At 78.2% G+C, this 504-nt stretch carries 1 protein-coding gene; it reads right to left on the minus strand.

The features are described from left to right. Positions 1-138 precede the first annotated feature (138 nt). The coding region (locus tag HW578_RS27555; RefSeq protein ID WP_304621661.1) for a JAB domain-containing protein at positions 139-504 on the minus strand (366 nt) is incomplete at its 5' end.

Below are 504 nucleotides of genomic sequence, written 5' to 3' on the forward strand. Positions count from 1 at the left end.
CGGGGCCCGGGCCGGGGCCGCCCCACCGGCCCCCACGCCATGCCCGCCCCCGGGGTTCGCTGCGGTGCCGACAGACCGCCCGGGACTGCGCCGCGAGGCGCATCCGGACGTCCGGCACCGGCATCGCCATCCGATCCCTCAGCCCATCAGGCCGAGCCCGCGCAGTGAGGCCGGCGCACCGGCGCCGACCACCAGGTGGTCGCGCAGCTCGACACCGATCACCTGCGCCGCGCCGGCAATGCGCTGGGCGAACAGCACATCGGCGGCAAGCGCCGTCGGATCGCCCTCGGGCGCATGGCGTAGCAGGATCACCGCCGCGGCATCGAGCGCCACGGCGCGGCGCAGCACCCGCGCGCCGGCGCTGCCCTCGGCCACGCCCAGCGCCTCCTCCGCGACCACCCGGTCGCGCGCATCGAGGAAAATCGCCCGCAGCCCCGCTGGCATCGGCCCCGCCGCGCGCAGATGCGCCAGGATCGCGGGCAGGCCGGGCAGCATCGGCCGCTC

It is taken from the genome of Roseomonas rosulenta, from assembly GCF_016106005.1.
GTDB lineage: Bacteria > Pseudomonadota > Alphaproteobacteria > Acetobacterales > Acetobacteraceae > Neoroseomonas > Neoroseomonas rosulenta.